General features: G+C 73.5%; 21 protein-coding genes. 11 read left to right on the top strand and 10 right to left on the bottom strand.

Annotated features, from left to right (window positions below; all coding sequences use genetic code 11):
- Positions 1–139: 139 nt before the first annotated feature.
- Positions 140–1,120 (top strand): LacI family DNA-binding transcriptional regulator, encoded by a 981-nt coding sequence (locus Ae717Ps2_RS06175; protein ID WP_198932143.1) that lies wholly within the window; start codon positions 140–142, stop codon positions 1,118–1,120.
- A 7-nt stretch (positions 1,121–1,127) separates the two neighbouring features.
- Here Ae717Ps2_RS06175 and Ae717Ps2_RS06180 read toward each other — a convergent pair whose 3' ends face one another.
- A complete protein-coding gene (locus tag Ae717Ps2_RS06180; protein WP_020622036.1) occupies positions 1,128–2,192 on the bottom strand; it encodes an ATP-dependent DNA ligase in 1,065 nt (354 codons plus the stop codon).
- Between the two features lie 122 nt (positions 2,193–2,314).
- On the opposite strand from Ae717Ps2_RS06180, the gene mug reads away from it, so the two are divergent.
- Positions 2,315–2,908: a G/U mismatch-specific DNA glycosylase gene (mug, locus tag Ae717Ps2_RS06185; protein WP_075307583.1), complete on the top strand. Its 594-nt coding sequence runs from the start codon at positions 2,315–2,317 to the stop codon at positions 2,906–2,908.
- Here the strand turns inward: mug and Ae717Ps2_RS37225 are convergent.
- Genes Ae717Ps2_RS37225 through Ae717Ps2_RS06195 form a run of 3 tightly spaced genes read right to left on the bottom strand, consistent with a single transcriptional unit; the run spans position 2,905 to position 4,382 of the window.
- Positions 2,905–3,081, bottom strand: coding sequence for a hypothetical protein (locus Ae717Ps2_RS37225; RefSeq protein ID WP_158071462.1), 177 nt, complete (start codon positions 3,079–3,081; stop codon positions 2,905–2,907). The two genes, mug and Ae717Ps2_RS37225, sit on opposite strands and share 4 nt — an antisense overlap.
- Positions 3,082–3,092: 11 nt before the next feature.
- Positions 3,093–4,070: a non-homologous end-joining DNA ligase gene (gene ligD, locus Ae717Ps2_RS06190; protein ID WP_075307581.1), complete on the bottom strand. Its 978-nt coding sequence runs from the start codon at positions 4,068–4,070 to the stop codon at positions 3,093–3,095.
- Positions 4,071–4,094: 24 nt separating this feature from the next.
- The gene (locus Ae717Ps2_RS06195) at positions 4,095–4,382 is read right to left on the bottom strand and encodes a DUF2631 domain-containing protein (RefSeq protein WP_020622032.1); all 288 of its coding nucleotides are present in this window, start codon (positions 4,380–4,382) and stop codon (positions 4,095–4,097) included.
- A gap of 73 nt (positions 4,383–4,455) precedes the next feature.
- On the opposite strand from Ae717Ps2_RS06195, the gene dxr reads away from it, so the two are divergent.
- From dxr to map, 9 genes are all read left to right on the top strand, one after another.
- On the top strand, positions 4,456–5,619 hold the full coding sequence (gene dxr / locus Ae717Ps2_RS06200; RefSeq protein ID WP_020622031.1) for a 1-deoxy-D-xylulose-5-phosphate reductoisomerase: 1,164 nt from the start codon (positions 4,456–4,458) through the stop codon (positions 5,617–5,619).
- Entirely contained in the window at positions 5,616–6,935 is a 1,320-nt protein-coding gene (locus Ae717Ps2_RS06205) for an RIP metalloprotease (RefSeq protein WP_075333127.1), read from the top strand. The genes dxr and Ae717Ps2_RS06205 overlap by 4 nt, the downstream gene beginning before the upstream one ends.
- Positions 6,932–7,423, top strand: a complete 492-nt coding sequence (locus Ae717Ps2_RS06210; RefSeq protein WP_020622029.1) for a nucleotidase — start codon at positions 6,932–6,934, stop codon at positions 7,421–7,423. The genes Ae717Ps2_RS06205 and Ae717Ps2_RS06210 overlap by 4 nt, the downstream gene beginning before the upstream one ends.
- Before the next feature lie 56 nt (positions 7,424–7,479).
- The gene (gene ispG, locus Ae717Ps2_RS06215) at positions 7,480–8,637 is read left to right on the top strand and encodes a flavodoxin-dependent (E)-4-hydroxy-3-methylbut-2-enyl-diphosphate synthase (protein ID WP_043276332.1); all 1,158 of its coding nucleotides are present in this window, start codon (positions 7,480–7,482) and stop codon (positions 8,635–8,637) included.
- A 45-nt stretch (positions 8,638–8,682) separates the two neighbouring features.
- Positions 8,683–9,516 carry a GNAT family N-acetyltransferase gene (locus Ae717Ps2_RS06220; protein ID WP_043276319.1) on the top strand — a complete coding sequence of 278 codons (834 nt, stop codon included), beginning with the start codon at positions 8,683–8,685 and terminating at the stop codon, positions 9,514–9,516.
- 105 nt (positions 9,517–9,621) lie between these two features.
- Positions 9,622–10,332, top strand: coding sequence for a CPBP family intramembrane glutamic endopeptidase (locus Ae717Ps2_RS06225; RefSeq protein ID WP_075307577.1), 711 nt, complete (start codon positions 9,622–9,624; stop codon positions 10,330–10,332).
- Between the two features lie 169 nt (positions 10,333–10,501).
- Positions 10,502–12,334 (top strand): penicillin-binding transpeptidase domain-containing protein, encoded by a 1,833-nt coding sequence (locus Ae717Ps2_RS06230; RefSeq protein WP_158071463.1) that lies wholly within the window; start codon positions 10,502–10,504, stop codon positions 12,332–12,334.
- 68 nt (positions 12,335–12,402) lie between these two features.
- Positions 12,403–12,786 carry a DUF3054 domain-containing protein gene (locus Ae717Ps2_RS06235; protein ID WP_233147468.1) on the top strand — a complete coding sequence of 128 codons (384 nt, stop codon included), beginning with the start codon at positions 12,403–12,405 and terminating at the stop codon, positions 12,784–12,786.
- Positions 12,787–12,810: 24 nt separating this feature from the next.
- The gene (gene map / locus Ae717Ps2_RS06240) at positions 12,811–13,668 is read left to right on the top strand and encodes a type I methionyl aminopeptidase (protein ID WP_075307575.1); all 858 of its coding nucleotides are present in this window, start codon (positions 12,811–12,813) and stop codon (positions 13,666–13,668) included.
- A 37-nt stretch (positions 13,669–13,705) separates the two neighbouring features.
- Here the strand turns inward: map and Ae717Ps2_RS06245 are convergent, their stop codons facing one another.
- Genes Ae717Ps2_RS06245 through Ae717Ps2_RS06270 form a run of 6 tightly spaced genes read right to left on the bottom strand, consistent with a single transcriptional unit; the run spans position 13,706 to position 19,742 of the window.
- Positions 13,706–14,170 (bottom strand): peroxiredoxin, encoded by a 465-nt coding sequence (locus Ae717Ps2_RS06245; RefSeq protein ID WP_075307573.1) that lies wholly within the window; start codon positions 14,168–14,170, stop codon positions 13,706–13,708.
- A 32-nt stretch (positions 14,171–14,202) separates the two neighbouring features.
- Positions 14,203–15,003: a DUF1295 domain-containing protein gene (locus tag Ae717Ps2_RS06250; protein WP_075307571.1), complete on the bottom strand. Its 801-nt coding sequence runs from the start codon at positions 15,001–15,003 to the stop codon at positions 14,203–14,205.
- 4 nt (positions 15,004–15,007) lie between these two features.
- Positions 15,008–16,372: a cyclopropane-fatty-acyl-phospholipid synthase family protein gene (locus Ae717Ps2_RS06255; protein ID WP_020622020.1), complete on the bottom strand. Its 1,365-nt coding sequence runs from the start codon at positions 16,370–16,372 to the stop codon at positions 15,008–15,010.
- Between the two features lie 21 nt (positions 16,373–16,393).
- A complete protein-coding gene (locus Ae717Ps2_RS06260) occupies positions 16,394–17,701 on the bottom strand; it encodes a cyclopropane-fatty-acyl-phospholipid synthase family protein (RefSeq protein ID WP_083695711.1) in 1,308 nt (435 codons plus the stop codon).
- Entirely contained in the window at positions 17,698–18,474 is a 777-nt protein-coding gene (locus tag Ae717Ps2_RS06265; RefSeq protein WP_075307569.1) for a DUF1365 domain-containing protein, read from the bottom strand. Before Ae717Ps2_RS06265 ends, Ae717Ps2_RS06260 begins: the two co-directional genes overlap by 4 nt.
- Positions 18,471–19,742 carry an NAD(P)/FAD-dependent oxidoreductase gene (locus tag Ae717Ps2_RS06270; RefSeq protein ID WP_020622017.1) on the bottom strand — a complete coding sequence of 424 codons (1,272 nt, stop codon included), beginning with the start codon at positions 19,740–19,742 and terminating at the stop codon, positions 18,471–18,473. The genes Ae717Ps2_RS06265 and Ae717Ps2_RS06270 overlap by 4 nt, the downstream gene beginning before the upstream one ends.
- Positions 19,743–19,744 lie beyond the last annotated feature (2 nt).

Genomic DNA, 19,744 nt, shown 5'->3' on the forward strand with positions numbered 1-19,744 from the left:
GGTGTGCAACGGTGTGATCCGGGACACGTCCGTCCGGTATGACCGGTGCACGGTAAGTGCGGAGCAACCGCTTGCGCAACCGGTTGCCTGTAGCCTGTCGCCAACCCGTGACCCGCGTCGGAGGTGTGTGATCGCGACCATGGCCGAGGTCGCCCGGCTCGCCGGGGTGTCCACCGCGACCGTGTCCCACGTCCTCAACGGCACCCGGCCGGTCCGGGAGGCCACCCGCGAGCAGGTGCTCGCCGCGATGGCGCAGGTGCAGTACACGCCCAACGCCGCGGCCCGCTCGCTCGCCACCTCCCGCACCCGCACGCTCGGGCTCGCCCTGTCGGCGATCTCCAACCCGTACCTGGGCGAGCTGCTGCACGCGGTCGAGGACGAGTCCGCCGCGGCCGGGCACACCCTGCTGCTCGCCGACCCGCACGACGACCCGGGCTACGAGGCGACGGCCGTCACGCAGCTCCGCAGCCGCGTCGACGGCGTGCTGTTCGCCCCCTCGGGCGACTCCACCGCGACCTTGGAGGCGCTCGCCGCGCAGGGCGTGCCGACGGTGCTGGTCGACCGGATGCTCGACGGCGTCCTGGACGAGGTCGGCTCGGAGAACGTGGAGCCCGTCGCGGGGCTGGTGACCCACCTCGCCGAGGCTGGGCACGGCCGGATCGGCTTCGTGATGGGTCTCCCCGGGCTGTCGACGACCGTCGAGCGGCTGGAGGGCTACCGGCTCGGGATGCGCCGGGCGGATCTCCCGCCAGGGCCGGTGGTGGAGGGACGCTCGGACAGCGAGCCCGCCCGTGCCGTCGTGCGCGAGCTGCTGGCCTCGCCCGACCGGCCCGCCGCGCTGGTCACGGGCAACAACGCGATGACCATCGGCGCTGTCCAGGCCGCCCACGACCTGGGGCTCACCATCCCCGGGGACCTGGCGCTGGCCGCCTTCGACGACTTCCCGTGGGCGGACGCGTTCAGCCCGCGCCTCACCGTCGTCGCGCAGCCGTTCGCCGACATCGGGCGCGAGGCGGTCCGGCTGCTGCTGCGCCGCATGGCCGAACCCGACGCCGAGCGGCGTTCGCTGCGGCTGCCGACGACCTTCGTGCACCGGGAGTCCTGCGGCTGCCGGCCGTGATCGCCGATCACCCGTGCCCGGCGAGGACCTCCGCGAGGTCGAAGGTCACCGGGCGCTCCAGCTGCTCGTAGGTGCACGAGGCGGGGTCGCGGTCCGGGCGCCACCGCACGAACTGGGTGGTGTGGCGGAACCGCTGGCCCTCCATGTAGTCGTAGCGGACCTCGACCACCCGCTCCGGGCGCAGCGGGACGAAGGAGAGGTCCTTGCCGGCGTTCCACCGGCTCGTCTCGGACTTGCGCGGGGTGCGCTCGCCCTCCAGCTGCTTCGCCCAGGCCCACGGGTGGTCGTCGAAGTCGGTGACCAGCGGCTGCAGCTCGGTCATGAGCTCGCGTCGGCGCGCCATCGGGAACGCCCCGACGACGCCGACCGACACCAGCACGCCGCGGGCGTCGTGCAGGCCCAGCAGCAGCGACCCGACGGCGTCCGGCCCGGACTTGTGCACCCGGTACCCGGCGACGACACAGTCCGCTGTCCGCTCGTGCTTGATCTTGGTCATGACGCGCTTGTCGGGCTGGTAGGTCCCGGCCGGGTCCTTGGCGATCAGGCCGTCGAGCCCGGCGCCCTCGAACTTCTCGAACCAGCGGCGCGCGGTCCCGGTGTCGTCGGTGATCGGGGTGAGGTGCACCGGCGGGGCGACGCCGGCGAACGCCTCCTCCAGCAGCGCGCGGCGCTCGGCGAACGGGCGTGCGGTGAGGTCGTCGTCGCCGAGGGCCAGCAGGTCGAAGGCGACGAACGACGCCGGCGTCTCGGTCGAGAGCAGCGTCACCCGGCTGACCGCGGGGTGGATCCGCTGCTGGAGCGCCTCGAAGTCCAGCGCGTTCCCCGAGGCGACGACGATCTCCCCGTCGACGACCGCGCGCGGCGGGAAGTGCTCCCGCACCGCCTCGACGACCTCGGGGAAGTAGCGGGTCATCGGCCGCTCGTTGCGGGAGCCGATCTCGACCTCGTCGCCGTCGCGGAAGACGATCGAGCGGAAGCCGTCCCACTTGGGTTCGTAGAGCCTGCCGTCGGGGATGGACGGGGCGGGCTTGGCCAGCATCGGCTTCACCGGGGGCATCACGGGCAGGTCCACGGCGGGGAGTCTCCTCTCGGGGCGCGGGCGCGGCATCCCGGCTCGCCCGTCCGTGGACAGACCGTTCGCGCGCCCGGAATCCATCGGTCCCGGGCGGCGGGCCCCGGTGCGGTCGTGGTCGGATGACCCTCGTGCCCCGCCTGCCCGACCGCGACGCCCTCGACCGCGCCCGGGACTCCACGATCGACGACGTCCTGCCCGGCCCGGACGACCCGCCGCTGCGGGTGCTGTTCTGCGGCATCAACCCGGGCCTGGTGTCGGCGGCGACCGGGCACCACTTCGCCCGCCCCGGCAACCGCTTCTGGCCGGTCCTGCACTCCTCCGGGTTCACCCCGCGCCTGCTGGCGCCCGCGGAGCAGGGCGAGCTCGCGGGGCTCGGTCTCGGCATCACGAACATGGCGCCCCGGGCCACCGCCCGCGCCGACGAGCTGACCGACGACGAGCTCGTCGCCGGTGGGGTACGGCTGCGGGCGCTGGTCGCGGCGCGGGAACCGGCGTGGCTGGCCGTCGTCGGGATCGGTGCCTACCGGACCGCGTTCGGGCGACGCGGCGCGGTGGTGGGGGAGCAGGCGGAGCGGCTGGGTGCGACCGGGATCTGGGTGCTGCCGAACCCGTCGGGGCTCAACGCGCACTGGTCGCGCGCGGCGATGGTCGCCGAGTTCGCGAGACTGCGGGCCCGCGCCCAGGAGCCCGGGCCGGGCCAGGTGTCCTGCTAGGACTCCGGGGTCGTCGCGCGCAGGAACAGCCCGAGCGCCAGCCCGACGACGAGGAAGAGCAGCAGCCACCACCACGTGCCCGACAGCACCCACACGGCGGACCCGACGGCGAGGCCGCCGCCGATCCCGTACCCGAGCCGGGTCAGTCTGTCCTTGCGGGGCCCGTCGTCCATGGGCGCCGAGCCTAGCGGGCGCCCGCGTCGAGATCGGGCAGATCGGGTGTCGCGGCGCCGTCGCGCTCGTCCCGGGCGGCCCACTCCAGCAGCGGCTCGATGCCGAACACGGCCTCGTCGATGCCGGCGTGCAGGTCGCCCAGCTCGGCGTAGCGCGCCGGGACGGTGGCGATCGTGAAGTCCCGGGGCTCGCAGTCGTCGATCTCGTCCCAGGTCACCGGGGTCGACACCCGCGCGTCGGGGGTGCCGCGCACGGAGTAGGCGCAGGCGATCGTGTGGTCGCGGGCGTTCTGGTTGTAGTCGACGAACACCGTCGACGGGTCGCGGTCCTTGCGCCACCACGACAGGTCGACGCGGTCGCAGCGACGCTCCACCTCGCGGGCGAAGGCGTGCGCGGCGCGGCGGACGTCGGCGAACCCGTGGTCGGGTGGGATGCGCACGTAGACGTGCAGCCCGGAGCCGCCGGAGGTCTTCGGGAAGCCGGTCGCGCCCAGTTCGTCGAGGACCTCGCGGACGACGCCGGCGACGCGGCGGACGTCGGCCCAGGACGCCTGCGGCATCGGGTCCAGGTCGATGCGCCACTCGTCGGGGGACTCGACGTCGGCCGCGCGGGAGTTCCAGGGGTGGAACTCGACGGTGGACATCTGCACCGCCCAGACGACGTCGGCCGGGTGGGTCACGCACAGCTCGTCGGCGGTGCGGTTGTACCGCGGGAAGGTCACGCGGACGGTGCGGACCCAGTCGGGGGCGCCGCGCGGCAACCGCTTCTGGTGCACCTTCTCCCCGGTGACACCGGTGGGGAAGCGGTGCAGCATGCACGGCCGGTCGCGCAGCGCGCGGACCACACCGTCGCCGACCGCCGTGTAGTACGCGGCCAGGTCCCGCTTGGTCTCGCCCCGCTCCGGGAAGTAGACGCGGTCGGGGGTGGACAGCCGCACGACCCGGTCGCCGATCGTCAGCTCGACCGGCTCACCCGCGTCGCGCGCCATCCGGCGTCGGCCCGGTGCCGCGCCTCAGAGACGACGGCGGCGCTGGTGGAGCGGGTACGCGATCGCGCCGATGAAGCAGACGACGGCGGGCACCGCGGAGAACAGGAACTCGGTCCAGCTCACCGGGTGGCCGATCGTGAACAGCAGCAGCACGACGCCGACCACGGCGGCCGCGATCGGCACGCCCCGGTGGAAGTTCTGGTGCCAGCCCCAGTCGACCGAGGGCTCGTCCGCCGGGTCGATCCCGGACGCGACGGCGATCTCGCGGGTCTTGCTCGTCGTTGCGCTGTGCGCGACTGCCTTGCTGGCCACCGTGTGTCCTCCTGGTCCGGCTCCGTGCGGGGTCATCGTCGCACAGCTCGCGGGGCGAGGATGATGTGCCGTGATGAAGTCACTCGTCGTGTTGGGCAGCACCGGGTCGATCGGTACCCAGGCCCTGGACGTGATCACCCGCGCCGGCGGGTTCACGGTGTCCGGGCTGGCCGCGGGCGGATCGGACGTGGACCTGCTGGTGGCCCAGGTCCGTGCGCACCGCGTCCGGCGGGTCGCGGTCGCGTCCGCCGCCGCGGCGGTGCGGCTGCGGGCGGAACTGCCGGGCGTCGAGGTGCTCGACGGCCCGGACGCCGCGACCGAGCTGGTCACGGCGTGCCGCGCCGACATCGTCCTGAACGGCATCACCGGCTCCCGCGGCCTCGGCCCGACCCTGGCCGCGCTCGCCACCGGCGCCCGGCTCGCGCTGGCGAACAAGGAGTCGCTGGTCGCAGGCGGTCCGCTGGTGTCGGCGGCGGCCGCACCGGGGCAGATCGTGCCGGTCGACTCCGAGCACTCCGCGCTCGCGCAGTGCCTGCGCGGCGGACGGGAGTCCGAGGTCGACCGGCTCGTCCTCACCGCGTCTGGCGGCCCGTTCCGCGGACGGACCCGCGCGGAGCTGGCGGGCGTCACGGTCGAGCAGGCCCTGAAGCATCCGACCTGGGACATGGGCCCGGTCATCACGATCAACTCGGCGACGCTGGTGAACAAGGGTCTCGAGGTGATCGAGGCGCACCTGCTGTTCGGGGTGCCCTACGACCGCATCGACGTCACCGTGCACCCGCAGTCGATCGTGCACTCGATGGTCACCTTCACCGACGGCTCGACGATCGCCCAGGCGTCGCCGCCGGACATGCGGCTGCCGATCGCGCTGGCGCTCGGCTGGCCGGAGCGCATCGCCGGCGCCTCGGCGCCGTGCCGCTGGGACACCGCGCAGAGCTGGACCTTCGAGCCCCTCGACGACGACGCGTTCCCCGGGGTGCGCCTGGCCCGCGCCGCCGGCACCGCGGGCGGCTGCCTGCCCGCAGTGCTCAACGCCGCCAACGAGGAGCTCGTCGAGGCGTTCGTCGCCGGGACGATCGGCTACACCGGGATCACCGACCTGCTCGGCGAGGTGCTGGAGGCGGCCGACGCCTGGACGGGTGACCCGGCTACCGTGGACGACGTGCTGGCTGCCGAGACCTGGGCCCGGGCCCACGCGCGCGAGAAGGCCCACGAGCGGGAGAAGACGCGGTCGTGACCATCGTGTGGACGGTCGTCGGGATCGCGATCTTCTTCTTCGGGCTGCTGCTGTCGATCGCCTGGCACGAGCTCGGGCACTTCGCGACGGCCCGCTGGTTCGGGATCAAGGTCCCGGAGTTCATGGTCGGGTTCGGCCGCACCGTCTGGTCGGTGCGCCGCGGCGAGACCGAGTACGGCATCAAGGCCATCCCGCTGGGCGGCTACGTGCGCATGATCGGGATGCTGCCGCCCGCGAAGGGCGGCACGCTGGGCCGCAACCGACGGACCGGCCCGTTCCAGGGGCTGATGGACGACGCGCGGCGCCAGAGTCAGGCCGACGTGCTGCCGCAGGACGCGGACCGGCAGTTCTGGACCCGGTCGCCGTGGAAGCGGATCATCGTCATGTTCGCCGGGCCGTTCATGAACCTGATCCTGGCGGTGGTGCTGTTCTCGCTTGTCCTGATGGGGATCGGCGTGCCTGCGGCCACCACCCAGATCGAGTCGCTCGAGAAGTGCGTGCTCCCGGCCGTCGCGGTCCAGAACGGCGTCCCGAAGGAGTGCCCGGCCGGAGCGCCGCTCGCGCCGGCGCTCGCGGCCGGGGTCCAGCCCGACGACCGCATCCTGTCCGTCCGCGGACAGGAGTTCGGCCCGGACGACGGGACCGCCCTGCAGGACGCGATCCGCGCGTCGTCGGGACCCACGCAGATCGTCGTCGAGCGGGCAGGCCGGCAGATCCCGCTGACCGTCGACGTCATCCCGAACGTCCTCCCGGCCCGGGACTCGGCCGACCCGTACGCCACGGTGACGGCGGGCTATCTCGGTGTCGCCCTCGACACGAAGTACATGCAGCTCGGCCCGGGCGACGTGGCCGCGCAGATCGGCAACGGCGTCGTCCGCACGGCGGAGGCGATCACCCAGATCCCGGCCCGCGTCCCGGCCCTGTTCGGAGCCGCGTTCCTCGGCGAGGAGCGGAGCCAGGACAGCCCGATGGGTGTCGTCGGCGTCTCGCGGATCGGCGGTGAGATCCTCGCCCAGCAGGACGTCCCGTGGCAGGCCGACGTCAGCCGATTCCTGATGATGCTCGCCGCGGTGAACCTGTCGCTGTTCCTGCTGAACCTGCTCCCCGTCCCGCCGCTGGACGGCGGCCAGATCGTCCCGGCGATCTGGGAGGCGATCAAGCGGAACACCGCGAAGCTGCTCGGACGCCCCGACCCCGGGCCGGTCGACGCGGCGAAGCTGCTCCCGGTCGCCTACGTGTTCGTGATCGTCTTCCTGGGGTTCTCGGTCATGGTCGCGATCGCCGACATCGTCAACCCGGTGCGGCTGTTCGGGTGAGCGCAGCACCCGAGGGCGCCCGTCCGCTGGCGGTCTTCGACATCGACGGCGTCCTCGCCGACGTCTCGCACCGGCTGCACTACCTCGACGTGCACCGGTGGGAGACGTTCTTCGCCGCCGCGCACGCCGACCCGCTGCTCGACGAGGGCGCCGAGCGGCTGCGCGCGGCCCAGGCCGAGTACGACGTCGTCTACCTGACCGGCCGCCCCGAGCGGAACCGCAGGTTGACCGAGACCTGGCTGGAGCGCGTCGGCCTGCCGACCGGGCCGCTGTTCATGCGCCCCGACGACGACCACCGCCCCGCCCGCTACGTCAAGCGCGAGGTCCTGCGGCTGCTCGCCCGCGAGCGGGAGATCGCGATGATCCTCGACGACGACCCCGCCGTCGTCCGGATGCTGGCCGACGACGGCTGGCCGGTCGAGCTGGCGACCTGGCTGCCCCACAGCTCGACGCTGCAGGATGCGCAGGAGAAGCACGGCCGCACGTGAGTGCCCCTCCTCACCGGGTACGGCGGACCGTGCCACACGGTGGGATAGTGGAGGTCGTGAGCGTCTCCCTGGGTATGCCGTCCGCGCCCGCGCCGACCCTGGCCCCGCGCCGGAGGACCCGGCAGCTCCAGGTCGGCCCGGTCGGTGTCGGATCCGACCACCCGATCTCCGTCCAGTCCATGACGACCACCCTGACCTCCGACGTCAACGCGACCCTCCAGCAGATCGCCGAGCTGACCGCGGCCGGCTGCGACATCGTGCGCGTCGCCTGCCCGTCGGCCGACGACGCGGAGGCCCTGCCCGCGATCGCGCAGAAGTCGCAGATCCCGGTGATCGCCGACATCCACTTCCAGCCCAAGTACGTGTTCGCCGCTATCGAGGCCGGCTGCGCCGCGGTGCGGGTGAACCCGGGCAACATCCGCAAGTTCGACGACCAGGTCAAGGAGATCGCCCACGCCGCGAAGGACCACGGCACGCCGATCCGGATCGGGGTCAACGCGGGCTCGCTCGACAAGCGACTGCTGGAGAAGTACGGCAAGGCGACGCCCGAGGCGCTCGCCGAGTCGGCCTTGTGGGAGGCGGGCCTGTTCGCCGAGCACGACTTCCACGACATCAAGATCTCGGTCAAGCACAACGACCCGGTCGTGATGGTGCGGGCCTACGAGCTGCTCGCCGAGCAGTGCGACTACCCGCTGCACCTCGGCGTCACCGAGGCCGGGCCCGCGTTCCAGGGCACGATCAAGTCGGCCGTCGCGTTCGGGGCGCTGCTGCGCCAGGGCATCGGCGACACCATCCGGGTGTCGCTGTCCGCGCCGCCGGTCGAGGAGATCAAGGTCGGCCAGCAGATCCTGGAGTCGCTGAACCTGCGCCCGCGCAAGCTGGAGATCGTGTCCTGCCCGTCCTGCGGGCGGGCCCAGGTCGACGTCTACACCCTCGCCGACGAGGTCACCGCCGGACTGACCGGCATGGAGGTCCCGCTGCGCGTGGCCGTCATGGGCTGCGTCGTCAACGGCCCGGGTGAGGCCCGCGAGGCCGACCTCGGCGTCGCCTCCGGCAACGGCAAGGGGCAGATCTTCGTCAAGGGCGAGGTCATCAAGACCGTCCCCGAGCACAAGATCGTGGAGACGCTGATCGAGGAGGCCATGCGGCTCGCCGAGGAGATGGGCGAGAGCGCGGAGGGCGTGACGGGTGAACCCCAGGTGACCGTCGGCTGAGCGAGTACCGGTACCGGACGGGCCTCGACGTGGCATCATGAACCCGTGCTGAGGGTGGCCGGGGCACGGCTTCTCGACGATCGTCACCGCTCCGGGGTGCACGACGTGCTCGACGCCGACCCCGTCGCCGCGTGCATGGTCGCCTCCCGCATCGAGGCGGTCGGCCTCGACCCGTGGCGGCTGGGCGGTGAGCTGTGGTCCCACGGGGCCCCGGCGGACGGTCTGTGCTTCTCCGGGGCGAACCTGGTGCCGCTGCGCGGTGACCGGGCGGCGCTGCGTGCCTTCGCCGACCGCGCGCGCCGGGCCGGGCGGCTGTGCTCGTCGCTGGTGGGGCGGGCCGAGCTCGTCCTGCCGCTGTGGGAGGAGCTCGCACCGGGCTGGGGCCCGGCCCGCGAGATCCGGCCCGACCAGCCCCTGATGACGCTCGAACGGCCGCCGATGGTCGCGCCCGACAGCCGGGTGCGTCCGGTCCGCATCTCCGAGCTGGACCGGTACCTGCCGGCCGCCATCGCGATGTTCACCGAGGAGGTCGGCGTCGACCCCCGCGAGGGCGACGGCGGGGCGGGCTACCGGGCCCGGGTCGCCGAGCTGATCACCTCCGGGCGGGCGTTCGCCCGGTTCCACGACGGCGAGGTCGTGTTCAAGGCCGAGATCGGTGCCCTGTCGCGCACCGTCGGCCAGATCCAGGGGGTCTGGGTGAACCCGGCCTGGCGGGGACACGGGCTCGGCACGGCCGGGACGTCGGCGGTCGCGGTCGCGCTCGCCGGAATGGGCCGGCGCGCCAGCCTGTACGTCAACGCCTTCAACGCCCCGGCCAGGGCCGCGTACCAGCGGGTCGGGTTCGTGCAGGTCGCGCGGTTCGCGACCGTCCTGTTCTAGACCCGGTCGGGTACCCCGACTTGACCGTGCCGTAGCGGCACGGTGTCGACTCGGTGCCTGCCGCGGGCATCCGCCCCGGCGCCACCGCACCGGGGAGGCCCCGTCGTGTCCCGTTCCCGCTCCGCAGCACCCGTCACAGCGGGGAGCCCGTCGAGTCCCGGGTGGGGGGAGATCGTCGTCGGGCTGGTCGTGCTGGCCGCGGTGGCCTACGGAGGTGGGCCGCTGGTGCTGCGGACCCTCGACCTCGGGCCGCTCGCGGGAGGCCTGTTCCTCGCGGCCCTGTCGGGGATCGCGGGCATCGCCGGTTTCGCCGCGGCCGTCGCCGTCCGGCGTCGCCCGCTGCCCGAGTTCGGCGTGCGGGCGACGACCGTGCGCTGGCTGGTGATCGGCGCGGCCGGGGCGATCCTGGCGTTCGTCGTCAGCAGGCTGCTGGCGATCGGGATGGTCCTGGTCGGGATCGAGCCGGAGAACATCCAGGGCGCCTACGCCGACGCGGGCAGTGGCGGGGCGTGGTCGGTGGCGTTGTCGCTGCTGTTCCTCGCGGTGCTGACCCCGCTGGGGGAGGAACTGCTGTTCCGCGGGGTGGTCACCTCGGGGCTGCTGCGCTACGGGGCGGTCGTCGGTGTGGTGGGCAGCGCCCTGGTGTTCGCGCTGGCGCACGGGCTGAACGCGGTGTTCGTGACCGCGCTCGTCGTCGGTCTGGTCGCGGGGGAGCTGCGACGGCGCAGCGGCTCGGTGTGGCCCGGGGTGGTCACGCACGTGGTGCACAACACGATCGCCCAGGTCGTGGCGTTGGCGTTCGCCGGGGTGCTGTGAACGACGGATCCGTACCAGGCCCCTGACGGCGCCGATGCGTGCACGACGAGGACATCTCTCTCCGGGAGCGGGGCTCCCACCGGGTGGGGTGCTCGCCGAGCTCGCCTCCGCGAACGGGCCGGCGCCCGGACACCCGGGCCTCACACCGGGGGCGGCATACTCGGTGATCGTGATCGCCACCCTGCGGAAGCGCCCCCTGGTCCTGGCCGCCGCGATCGTCGTGCTCGTCGCGGTGGGTGTCGTGGTGGCGCTGCTGCGCCCCTGGGGTGGCGCCGGGACGACCGCCGAGCGGTACGTGACCGCGTGGGCCGCCGGTGACGCGCCGGGTGCCGCCGTCTACACCACGGACGCGGAGACGGCGGGCGCCTACCTGCAGAAGGCCCGCGACGACCTCGCGCCGACCGGGATGACCGCGCGGATCACCGGCACCCGCACCGACGGCGACCGCGCCACGTCGACCGTCGAGGTCGCCTGGGACCTGGGGCAGGGCCGGGCCTGGAACTACACGCTCGACCTGCCGCTCGTCGCCGCCGACGACACCCCCGGCAACGACACCGGATGGGCGGTCGACTGGTCGCCCGCCGCGTTCGCGCCGGGCCTCACCGACGGCCAGCGGCCGGTGACCCGCACCGTCACCGCGGCGCCCGCGCCCGTGCTCGACGCCGGTGGGGCCACCCTGCTCGCGCCCACCCCGGTCGTCACCGTCACCCTGGACAAGGCGCAGGTCGAGCAGGCCGCGAGCGGTCTCGGCTCCGCGCTGGGGTCGATCGACCCCGCCATCACCGCGTCGAGCATCAGGGCGGGCGCGAACGCCGTGCCGGACGGGCAGGCCTACACCGTCGTCGTGCTGCGGGAGCCCGACTACCAGCGGGTCCGGGACCGCATCTACGACCTGCCCGGCGTCCGTTTCGTGTCCTCGACCCGGCTGCTGCCGCCCGACCAGGGCTTCGCGGGCCAGCTGATGCAGGGCGCCCGCGCGGACATCGAGAAGGCCGCGGGCGGCACCCCCGGCTGGTCGGTCGACGTCGTCGGCCCGCGCGGCGAGACCGTCCGCTCGGTCGCCGGGCAGCCCGCCGGGCCCGGGAGGCCGGTCACCCTGGAGCTGGACCGCACCGTGCAGAACGCGGCGCAGGACGCCGTCGACGCCGACTCCCGGCAGGCGATGATCGTCGCGATCCGGCCGTCCACCGGGGCGGTGCTCGCCGTCGCGCAGAACGCCGCCGCCGACCGTGACGGCGCACTGGCCCTGACCGGCCGCTACCCGCCCGGCTCCACGTTCAAGATCGTCACCGCGTACGGGGCGATGCCGGCGGAGAACCTCACCCCGCAGTCCCCGGTCGAGTGCCCGGGCACCACCGTGATCGACGGGCGCACCATCCCCAACGAGAACTCCTTCGTCCTCGGCACCGTGCCGCTGACCGAGGCGTTCGCCCAGTCCTGCAACACCACGTTCTCCCGGCTGGCGCTCGGGCTGCCCGCCGACGGGCTGCCGACCGCGGGGAAGGCGCTCGGCTTCGGCGCGGACTGGAAGATCCCCGGGATGACGACGATCACCGGCACCGTCTCGCCCGCCACCGACGACCTGCAGCGGGCCAGCGACGGCTTCGGCCAGGGCGACGTGCTCGCCTCCCCGTTCGGCATGGCGATGGTGTCGGCGACGGTCGCGCACGGTGCGCCCGTCACCCCGTCGCTGATCCGCGGCACGACGACCGAGGCCGCCGTCGCGCCGGGCACCCCGGACCGCGCGGTGCTCGACCAGCTGCGGCCGATGATGCGCGCCGTCGTCACCTCCGGGACGGCGCGGGCCGCCGCCGGGCAGGGCGAGGTCTTCGGCAAGACCGGCACCGCCGAGTACGCGGGCCCCGACGGCAGCAACCGGTCGCACGGCTGGTTCACCGGCTACCGCGGTGACCTGGCCTTCGCCACCCTCATCGTCGACGGCGGGTCCTCGGGGCCCGCGGTGCAGATGACGGCGCGGTTCCTGTCGGGCCTCCCGCGCTGAGCGACCCGGGAGGGACCGGCCGGGCGGCGGCGGGCCGGCGCCGCGTGGGGCGTCCTACCCTGGTCGTCGTGCACCCCAGCCGGATCCCCGCCCTGGCGTTCGTGGCCGACCTCGTCGCCGTCGTGGTGTTCGCCGCCGTCGGGAGGATGAGCCACGCCGAGGCCGACAGCGTGCTCGGCCTGCTCGGCACCGCGCTGCCGTTCGCGCTGGGTGCCGCGGCGGCCTGGGCGACGCCGTGGGTGCGGTCGGCGCCGGCGTCGCTGCGTGCCGGGACGGTCGTGCTCGTCGGGGCCGTGGTCGTCGGGCTCCTGCTCCGCCTGGGGTTCCTGGGGCGGCTGCCGCTGTCGTTCGCCGTCGTCGCGACGATCTCGCTCGCGGTGCTGCTGCTGGGCTGGCGGGGGATCTCCGCGGCCGTCGCGCGGCTGGGGGCCCCGCGCACCCCGACCCGCTGACCGAGCCGGACGTACGATGGGGTCATGTCGACCCGCACGCTGCTCGTCCCCGGTACACCGACCCCGAGTCGCGAGGTGCCGGCGCACATCCCGCGTCCGGAGTACGTCGGCAAGCCGGCCCCGGCGCGCAGCCGTCGCGGCGACGTCCAGACGCCCGAGACGATCGAGCTGATGCGGCACGCCGGGAAGATCGCGGCCCGGGCGCTGCAGCTCGCCGGTGAGACCGTCCGCCCGGGCATCACCACCGACGAGATCGACCGCGTGGTCCACGAGTTCCTCGTCGACCACGACGCGTACCCCTCGACGCTGGGCTACCGCGGCTTCCCCAAGTCCTGCTGCACCAGCCTCAACGAGGTCATCTGCCACGGCATCCCGGACACGACCGTGATCAACGACGGCGACGTGGTCAACGTCGACGTCACGGCGTTCGTCGGCGGGGTGCACGGCGACACCAACGCGACCTTCCTCGCCGGTGACGTGTCGGAGGAGGCACGGCTGCTCGTCGAGCGCACCCGCGAGGCCACGATGCGCGCCATCAAGGCCGTCCGTCCCGGGCGCGAGCTGAACGTCGTCGGCCGGGTCATCGAGTCCTACGCCAGGCGCTTCGGCTACGGCGTCGTCCGCGACTTCACCGGCCACGGCATCGCCCACGAGTTCCACTCCGGGCTGGTCGTGCTGCACTACGACCAGCCCGACGTGCACACCGTCCTCGAGCCCGGGATGACCTTCACCATCGAGCCGATGATCACCCTTGGCGGGATCGACTACGACACCTGGGACGACGACTGGACCGTCGTCACCAAGGACAAGTCGTGGGTCGCGCAGTTCGAGCACACCATCGTCGTGACCGACGACGGCGCGGAGATCCTGACCCTGCCCTGAGCCCGTCGCCCCGGCCTGCGCGGCCGGGGCGCCCGGGTCAGGCCGCGGTGCGCTCGCGCAGCAGGGCCAGCGCCTCGTCGGCGTGCTTGTTCATGTCGGTCTCGGAGCCGATCTCGGCGAGGATCCGGCGGTCCGGCCCGATCACGAACGTCTTGCGGCGGGTGTGGAAGTTCCCCGGGAGCCAGGCCCGGTAGGCGCCGAAGGACTTCGCGACGGTGTGGTCGGCGTCGGACAGGAGCGGGAAGCCGAAGCCGTTCGCGGCCGCGAACATGTTCTGCTTGTCCGGCCGGTCCGAGGAGATCCCGACCGGCTGCGCGCCGACCTCGGCAAACTCGGCCGCGAGGTCGCGGAAGTGGCAGGCCTCGGCGGTACAGCCACCGGTCATCGCGGCCGGGTAGAAGAACAGGACGACGGGCCCGGCGGCCAGCAGGTCGGACAGCCTGCGCGGTGTGCCGGCCTCGTCGGGCAGCTCGAAGTCGGTGGCGGTGTCGCCGACGGCCATGGTGTCTCCTCGGGTCGGGGGTGCGGGGTGGGTCAGGAACGTGGGGGCAGCGGGAGGAACCCGCTGGTGCGGCGGACGTAGTCGGCGTAGCCGGGGCGCCGGCCGGCGATGTCGCGTTCCAGCAGCGCCGCGCCGGTGCCCTTCACCAGGTTCGCGGTGATCACGGCGACCCCGACCAGGCCGATCAGACCTGCCGGGTGGTGCAGCGCGAGGATGCCCAGACCCCACCAGACGCAGGCGTCGCCGAAGTAGTTGGGGTGGCGGGTGTACCGCCACAGCCCGCGGTCCATCACCTCGCCGCGGTTCGCGGGATCGGCGGTGAACCGGGCCAGCTGGGCGTCGCCGACGGACTCGAAGGCGAACCCGACCGCCCAGACGAGCACACCGAGCACGGTGACGGCGACCAGCCATCCCGTCGCCGCGCTGCCGTACTGGGCGAGCTGCACGGGCAGCGACACGACCCACATCACCGCACCCTGGGTGAGGTAGACGCGACGGCCGATCGCACCGCGCTCGCGCAGCTCCACGTACCGCCGGTCCTCCGGCTTCCCGTGGTTGCGCCGCGCGATGTGCCGGGCCAGCCGCCCGCCCCACACCGCGACGAGCACGACGACCAGGGCGCGCCGCCAGCCGTCGCCCGTCGGGTCGAGGGCCGTCGCGGTCACCGCGGTGACCAGCGCGACCCACACGAACCCGAGGCCCCAGACGACGTCGACGCCGTCGTGCCTGCCGCGCCGTACCCCGATCGCGTAGGCGAGGGCCATGAGCACGGCCACGGCGACGGCGGTGACGCCGAGGTTGACGGCCCACGCGGCCCAGGGGAACGGGTTCACGAGATCATGCTGTCGCGGCCGGCGACGGCGCGCCCGCCGGGGCGTGCCCGACGGCCGGGTCGAGCCCCAGGATCCCGGTGCGGCTGCGCGGCAGACCGGAGGTGCCGTCGGCGCCGGGGCGCACGGTCAGGATCTGGTGCACACCCATCCGGTTCTCCTCGAACGCCAGCGCCGCGCCGGCCAGGTACAGCAGCCAGATCCGCCACTGCTCCGCACCGATCATCCGGATCGCGATCTCGCGGTGGGCCTGCAGCGTCTCCAGCCACGGCCGGACCGTCCACACGTAGTGCTCGCGCAGCGAGTGCACGTCCACCACCTCGTGCCCGGCCTGCTCCAGGAACCCGAGGGTCTCGCCGAGCGGGCGCATGTACATGTCCGGCGCGACGTAGGCCTCCATGAACGCGCCGCCGCCGGGTGCGGTGTTCGCCCCGACCGAGCCGCGCGACATCTGCTGCAGCAGCAGGCGTCCGTGCGGGCGCAGCATGCGGTGCAGCTGCGCGGCGTAGACGCCGTAGTTCTCCTGGCCGACGTGCTCGCCCATCTCGATCGAGGCGACCGCGTCGAAGGGCTGGTCGGAGATCTCGCGGTAGTCCTGCAGCCTGATCTCCACCCGCTCGGACAGTCCAGCCCGGCGGACGCGCTCGACGCCGTAGTCGCGCTGCTGCGCCGACAGGGTCACCCCGGTGGCGTGCACGCCGTAGTGCTCCGCGGCGTGCACGAGCAGCGACGCCCAGCCGCAGCCGACGTCGAGCAGCCGCATCCCCGGCGCCAGGCCGAGCTTGCGGCAGATCAGGTCCAGCTTGTCGCGCTGGGCGTCGACGAGGGTGTAGTCGGGTCCCTCGTCGCGGGTCCAGTAGCCGCACGAGTACGCCATCTGCGGGTCGAGCAGGAAGGCGTAGAACTCGTTCGACAGGTCGTAGTGGTGGCTGATCGCGTCGCGGTCGCGGCGGCGGCTGTGCCGCCGCCCGCCCAGACGGGCCTCCGACGACGGCGGCCGCGGCGGCGGGCCGACGGCGCCGAGCCGGGCCGCGGTGCCCAGTGCCCCCAGCTTCTGACGCAGGTCGAGCCGCACGGCACCGGTGCCCGGCCGGGCGAGCGCCCAGAACCGGGACAGGCCGTCGGCGATGTCGCCGTCGAAGGACAGGTCGCCGGAGACGAACGCCCTGGCCAGGCCGAGCTCGCCCGGCGCCCACAGCAGCCGGCGCAGGGCCCGGCGCCGGTGGACGATCACCGTCGGCGGGGTCGGGTCGTCGGGCGTGCCGGTCCGCCCGGCCTCGCTGCCGTCCCAGGCACGCAGCCGCACCGGGAGCGGGGCGCGCAGGACGTCCTCCAGGAGCGAGGCGAGGCGCTCCGCGGGGGTGGTGGTCATGGGGCCTCGATTCAGCTCGATTCAGAAGGACGGGCGGCGCTGCAGCGAGAACTGGAAGACGTCGAGGTAGCCGACGCGGAAGCCCGCCTCGCAGTAGCCGAGGTAGAACTCCCACATCCGGCGGAACGTCTCGTCGAAGCCGAGCGCCTCGACCTCGTCCCACCGCTCGAGGAAGCGCGTGCGCCAGTGGCCCAGGGTGCGGGCGTAGTCGAAGCCGAGGCTGCGCCGCTCGGCGACGTGCAGGCCGCCGGTGTGGTCGGCGAGGTTCTGCTCGATCGCCTCGACCGACGGGATGATCCCGCCCGGGAAGACGTACTTGTGGATCCAGGTGTAGTCGTCGCGGGCGACCATCATCCGGTCGTGCGGCATGGTGATCGACTGCAGGCCGACCCGCCCGCCCGGCTTGAGCAGCCGGTCCAGCGCGGCGAAGTACGTCGGCCAGTACTCGACGCCGACGGCCTCGATCATCTCGACCGACACGACGGCGTCGTAGGAGCCCTGGGCCTCGCGGTAGTCGCGCAGCAGCACCTGCACCCGGTCGGCCACGCCCGCCTCGGCGAGCCGCGCCTCGGCGAGGGTCTTCTGCTCCTGCGAGATCGTCAGTGTGGTGACCCGGGCGCCGCGCTGCGCGGCCCGCGTCGCGAGCCCGCCCCAGCCCGTTCCGATCTCCAGCACGTGCATCCCGGCCCCGACGCCCGCCATGTCCAGGATGCCGTCGATCTTGCGTTCCTGGGCCAGGACGAGGTCGTCGGAGCCGTCGGCGAACCAGCCCGCGGAGTAGGACATGGTGTCGTCGAGGAACAGCGAGAACAGCTCGTTGGACAGGTCGTAGTGGCGGTGGATGTTCTCCCGCGACCCCTCCACCGAGTTGACCTCGGCGGTGGGCCGGCGGGCCTCGGCGAACCGGCGGCCCAGCCGCTGGAGCGCCGGTGGGATCAGCGTCGACAGCCGGGACGCGAACGGGGTCAGCAGACCGGGCAGGTCGCTGGTCGTCCAGTCACCCACCATGTAGGACTCGCCGAACCCGATCTTCGAGTCGGCGCCGAGCCGGTGGAAGAGCGCCGACGGCCGCTCGATCCGCATCACCGGGGAGTCCGGGCCGCCCGACCCGATGCGCTCCCCACCGGGGAACACCACCCGGACCGGCAGCGACCGGACGGCGTTGCGGAACAGCGACTCCGCGATCCTGGCCTTGACCGGGGCCACGGGCGGCGTCGCCAGCCCGGGCCACACTCCCTCGTTGGGGCGGGGGACGGCGTGGGTGCGGGGCCGGACGCCGCGCGCCCCGCCGGTCACCGGCACGGCGATCCCGTCGTGCTGCATCGTCATCGCGAGAGCCCTTCCTGAGGCAGATCCTGTACGGGGTGTTCGTCGGGCAGGCCCGCGCGGTTCTGTGGTGGACGGGCCGGTTTCGGCACGACCGGGAGCCGGGTCCACAGCGCGATGCCGTGCCGCCGGATCAGCGCCGCGGTCCGCTGGGTGACCAGCGGGCGCCGCAGCACCGTGCGCGCCACCTGCCGGGTGGTCGCGGGCCTGCGGGTCCCGGCCAGGGTGGCGACGAACGCGGGCGCGCCGTCCTGGTGCAGCGTGATCGCGATGCCGAGCCGGTCGCCGGGTTCGGGCAGGCGCATCGCGTAGTGGCCGTCGACGGTGAGGAACGGCGAGACGTAGAACTCCTTGTCCACGCTCGCCCGCCCCGACGGGTCGGGGTGCAGCAGGTAGCAGTGCCGTTCGCCGTAGGTGTTGTGCACCTCCGCGATCACGCAGGCGAGCGTGCCGTCGGCGCGGTGGCACCAGAACACCGAGATCGGATTGAACACGTAGCCGAGCACCCGGGCGTGGGCGAGCATCAGGACCCGGCCCCCGGCCAGGTCGATGCCGTGCGCGGCCAGGTAGGTGTCGACGTTCTCCCGGATCCCGCGACCGGGGTCGCCGAGGTGGTCGCGGGACTCGAAGCGGGCGAACGGGCGCAGCCAGAACGGCAGCCGCGGCAGCGCGTCGAGGTCGACGAGCCAGTAGTAGATCGGGTGCGAGAACGACGACTCCAGGTCGCGCCGGCGGGCGTGCCGCACCTCGGCGTCGTACAGCGCCGGGGTGCTCACCAGCTCACCCCGAGCGCGCGGGCGGCGCGTACCCCCGAGGCACAGCCGTCCTCGTGGAAGCCCCAGCCGTGGTAGGCGCCGGCGAAGGCGGTGACCGGGGTGTTCAGCTCCGGTAGGCGGCGCTGCGCGGCCACCGAGCCCGGCGTGTACACGGGGTGCTCGTAGGTCATCCGTGCGACGACGGCGTCCGGCGCGATCCGCCCGGCGCCGTTCAGCGTGACCACCCAGTCGTCGGGGTCGGTGAGGCGCATCAGCCGGTTCATGTCGTAGCTGACCAGCACCGGAGCCTGGGCGGAGTCGGCGCAGGCCGGCTTGAGGTAGTTCCACGACGCCCGGGCGCCGCCGCGGCGCGGCAGCAGCGAGGTGTCGTGGTGCAGCCAGGTCTCGTTGCGGGAGTAGGTGAACGCCCCCAGCACGGCCCGCTCGTCGGCGGTGGCGTCGTCGCCCAGGACCGCCAGCGCCTGGTCGGGGTGGGTGGCGAGCACGACGTGGTCGAACGCGGCGACGGTGTCGGAGTCGTCGCGGACCTCGACGCCCGCGGCCGAGCGCACGACCGAGCGGACCGGTGTCGCGGTGCGCACGGCCGGGAGCTGCTTGACGACGCGCTCGACGTAGGAGCGGGACCCGCCGGTGACCGTCCGCCACTGCGGCGAGCCGCCGATCCCGAGCATGCCGTGGTGGTCGAGGAAGGTGAACAGGTAGCGCGCCGGGTAGTCCAGCGACAGCGCCGCGCCCGCCGACCACACGCAGGACACCACCGGGATCATGAAGTGCTGGACGAAGTAGCGGGAGTAGCCACCGATCGCGAGGAACGCCCCGAGCGTCACGTCGCCGGCGGAGGACTCGGCCAGGACCCGGCGGGCGTGGCGGTGGAACCGGACGACCTCACCGAGCATCCGCAGGTAGGCCGGCCGGGCCAGGTTCGACGCCTGGGGGAACAGGCCACCCAGCTTGCGGGCACCGGCGTACTCCAGCCCGCAGCCGTCGCAGCGCACCGACATGGACATGTCGGAGTCCTGGGTGGCCACGCCCAGCTCGCCGAACAGCCGCAGCAGGTTCGGGTAGGTGCGGTCGTTGTGGACGATGAAACCCGAGTCCACGTGGGTCGTCCCCCCGTCCGACGAGGCCAGCTCGTGGGTGTGGGCGTGCCCGCCGGGGCGGTCGTCGGCCTCGTACAGCGTCACGTCGTGGCTGCGGGACAGCAGGTGGGCGGCCGTCAGACCGGACACCCCGCTGCCCACCACGGCAACGGTCGGACGCGCCTGCACTG

Source organism: Pseudonocardia sp. Ae717_Ps2, from assembly GCF_001932475.1.
Lineage (GTDB): Bacteria > Actinomycetota > Actinomycetes > Mycobacteriales > Pseudonocardiaceae > Pseudonocardia.

Excerpts from the sequence above, each read along its gene's own strand:
- Ae717Ps2_RS06175 (WP_198932143.1), top strand. The coding sequence starts at position 140 with ATGGCCGAGGTCGCCCGGCTCGCCGGGGTGTCCACCGCGACCGTGTCC.
- mug (WP_075307583.1), top strand. The coding sequence starts at position 2,315 with ATGACCCTCGTGCCCCGCCTGCCCGACCGCGACGCCCTCGACCGCGCC.
- Ae717Ps2_RS37225 (WP_158071462.1), bottom strand. The coding sequence starts at position 3,081 with ATGGACGACGGGCCCCGCAAGGACAGACTGACCCGGCTCGGGTACGGG.
- ligD (WP_075307581.1), bottom strand. The coding sequence starts at position 4,070 with ATGGCGCGCGACGCGGGTGAGCCGGTCGAGCTGACGATCGGCGACCGG.
- dxr (WP_020622031.1), top strand. The coding sequence starts at position 4,456 with ATGAAGTCACTCGTCGTGTTGGGCAGCACCGGGTCGATCGGTACCCAG.
- map (WP_075307575.1), top strand. The coding sequence starts at position 12,811 with ATGTCGACCCGCACGCTGCTCGTCCCCGGTACACCGACCCCGAGTCGC.
- Ae717Ps2_RS06245 (WP_075307573.1), bottom strand. The coding sequence starts at position 14,170 with ATGGCCGTCGGCGACACCGCCACCGACTTCGAGCTGCCCGACGAGGCC.
- Ae717Ps2_RS06255 (WP_020622020.1), bottom strand. The coding sequence starts at position 16,372 with ATGACCACCACCCCCGCGGAGCGCCTCGCCTCGCTCCTGGAGGACGTC.
- Ae717Ps2_RS06260 (WP_083695711.1), bottom strand. The coding sequence starts at position 17,701 with ATGACGATGCAGCACGACGGGATCGCCGTGCCGGTGACCGGCGGGGCG.